Here is a 2,346-nt window from a genome sequence, read left to right as displayed (position 1 = left end):
CGTCGCCGAAGACAGTACGCTTTTGTACGGCGCGGGTTTCCCTAAAAAAATGGCTTCGCCATTTTTTAGGGCGCCCGGTTAGGCGACGCAACACCGTATGAGACTTTCGGTGGATGGCTATACATACAGGATAGCGGGGTTGGTGTTTATCAATAATTTTTATCCGCTTCTTCCATAAAGTGAACCGCCCCAAGAAATCAGGAGGGAGCACTATCTGTGAGAGGTATCCCCATGAAGGAAAAAACAGCGCCCCCCAAAATACATCCCCGAAGTGCGTGAACGTGCCATCCGGCTACTCGAAGAAATCCGCGCACAGCGTTCTTCCGACTGGGCTGCCATCCAGGCGATTGCGTCCAAGTGGCTGTAGGCATTACGCGTCTGGTACCGCAAGCATCAGGACGCACAAAACTCCGCTACTGTAGCCCAACAGGAGCAGAACGCCCGCATCAAGGCGCTGGAACGTGAGAATTACGAACGCAAACGCAGCAATGAAATTCTGCGCCAGGCTTATGCCGTTTTGACCGCGTCGTAGCGGTTGCTGTGGGCAAACATTTTGACCACATACGGACAACTCGCGTGGATGCGCCAGCCTTCTGCTGCCGCCAGGGCGGCGAGGGCGTCCAGCAATTGGCGGGCGACGCCCTGACTGCGCAGGGCGGGCGCAACGTAAGTGTGATTGGCATCGATGGTGTGCGCGTCAATGGTGCGCCAGGTGATTTCGCCAAGGGTTTCGCCGTTTTCGGCTTGATAAACGAGTGCATTGTCGGTGTGGATAATGGGCATGGTTCATCCTCCTGTCAGGATTTTTGTTGGCGGAATATCCATTCGCGGATGGGGGCAATGTTGTAGGCGTATTTCCAGGTGGCGGTGTGTCCGGATGCGCCGCCTGCGTTCGCTTCGGCTTCGCTTTTGAAGACGCTGCCTTTGGCGAAGTGGACGAAATTGATATTGGCGTGTTCGGCGTCCATTTTGGTAAATGCTTGTTGAAATTCGTCCGCCGTCCATTGGGCATTCCACTGCCCGCGCGCCACTTTCGCGCCAAAGCTGGCGAGTTTTTCGGTGATGGCGGTTTCGCCGGGGTAGGCTTTGCTGTCGTCTTCGGAGACGGTTATCCACCATTTGAGGTTTTTCATTGCCGGCGTCAGCAGGTCGGGATTCCATTGGCAGGCGACGAGGTAGGAGGCGGCGAAGAAGTCGGGGTATTTGATGTTCATCGCGATGGACATCATGCCGCCGCCGGACTGGCCGGTGGTGTAGAGGCGTTTGTCGTCTATCGGGTGGCTTTTGACCAGCTCGCGGATGAGGTTCAGGGTGGCGTCAAGGTAGTTCGAGGCGGTGCTGCTGTCATCGACGATGATTTCGTCGTATTCGGGGGCGAGGACGAAGCAGGGGTTGTCTTTTTGTGCTTCCGGCGTCGCCCAGGCGATGGCACCGTTGCCCTGGTAGAGCGGCGCGGTGACGATGGTGCCGGTCACGCCCGCGTCGTGCATGAACAGCACCAGCGGATAGTGTTTGCCCGCTCCCATGTTTTTCGGCGTGAACAGGTTGTAGCGCACGGTTTTGCCGGTGGCGGCATCGGCAAATTCGTATTGTTTGAAGTCGTCAAAGACGAGGTTGATGGCGCTGTCGGTTTTGACGGTTTCGCTGCCCGTCTGGATTTCGGCGCTGGCCGGTTTGAGCGTCGGGGCGCTGTCGGCTTTGTCGCCCACTTTGCCGGGGCCGTTTTTGGCGGGGTTGCCTTTTTGGTTGGCGGGGCGGCCTTTTTTGACGGTGAGCAACGCGGCGGCGTCATCCGGGTTGAGTTCGAGGATGAGGTAGCGGCCGGATGCGGCAGGCGCGCCGGTCGGGCTGTCGCTGACGTAAAGGTTTTCGATGTTGCGGTCTGCGACGCGGCAGGCGTTTTTGTCCAGCGTGGCGGCGCTGACGGCGTCGCGGTATTCGACGGCGATGGCGACAAGGCGCATACCGTCACCGTAAACGCGGGTGATGGCGGTGGCGTGCTGCACCGGGTTGGCGGCGGCGAATGCGCTGTGGTGCAGGGTGAGCAGGGCGGTTGCGCCGGCGGCGCGGACGAGGATTTGACGGCGGGTAGGCATGGGATGCTCCGGTTGATGGGGAAGCGGCGAGTGTAGCACGCAAGACTTGAGCGGGAATGAGGGCGGAGTTCGTGGGGAAAAATGCGATTTTTTGCAATAGTTCCTTGGAGTTTGTGTGCGTGAACGTCATTTTTTCCTTGGAAAAAATGTGAACTATAGCCATCCACCGAAAGCCTCATACTGTGTTGCGCCGCTTCGCCGTACAACTGCGTACTGTCTTCGGCGACGCGCCTTGTCTGAAACTTTCGGT

At 58.1% G+C, this 2,346-nt stretch carries 2 protein-coding genes; both read right to left on the bottom strand.

What is annotated here, in order from left to right; genetic code table 11:
- Positions 1-507: 507 nt before the first annotated feature.
- The gene (locus tag Q0349_RS01460) at positions 508-783 is read right to left on the bottom strand and encodes a GNAT family N-acetyltransferase (RefSeq protein ID WP_298079021.1); all 276 of its coding nucleotides are present in this window, start codon (positions 781-783) and stop codon (positions 508-510) included.
- A 14-nt stretch (positions 784-797) separates the two neighbouring features.
- A complete protein-coding gene (locus tag Q0349_RS01455) occupies positions 798-2,096 on the bottom strand; it encodes a PHB depolymerase family esterase (RefSeq protein WP_298079019.1) in 1,299 nt (432 codons plus the stop codon).
- Between the last annotated feature and the right edge of the window lie 250 nt (positions 2,097-2,346).

It is taken from the genome of uncultured Cardiobacterium sp. (genome assembly GCF_938028185.1).
GTDB lineage: Bacteria > Pseudomonadota > Gammaproteobacteria > Cardiobacteriales > Cardiobacteriaceae > Cardiobacterium.
This window is presented reverse-complemented; position numbering and strand designations above follow the sequence as displayed.